This window comes from Spiroplasma sp. AdecLV25b (assembly GCF_030913225.1).
Lineage (GTDB): Bacteria > Bacillota_I > Bacilli_A > Mycoplasmatales > VBWQ01 > Spiroplasma_E.
On sequence record NZ_JAQYTS010000002.1, the window covers coordinates 1 to 313 of the forward strand.

1 rRNA gene is annotated in these 313 nt (G+C 45.0%); it reads right to left on the reverse strand.

From position 1 onward, the window contains the following. A 16S ribosomal RNA gene (locus RDJ14_RS00220) occupies window positions 1-313 on the reverse strand; the annotation flags it as partial.

Genomic DNA, 313 nt, shown 5'->3' on the forward strand with positions numbered 1-313 from the left:
CAATCTGAAAAATTACCTACAGCAGCCTTCCGTAGAAGTATGGGCCGTGTCTCATTCCCAATGTGGACGTTCGTCCTCTCAGACCGGCTACGCATCATTGCCTTGGTAAGCCATTACCTTACCAACTAGCTAATGCGCCGCATCCCCATCAATTAGCGAAGCATTACTGCTCCTTTCATTATTAGTTTTTCATACTAATAACATATGCGGTATTAGCTGTCGTTTCCAACAGTTGTTCCCCACTAAATGGTAGGTTAGATACGTGTTACTCACCCGTTCGCCACTAAAGTATTGCTACTTCCGTTCGACTTGC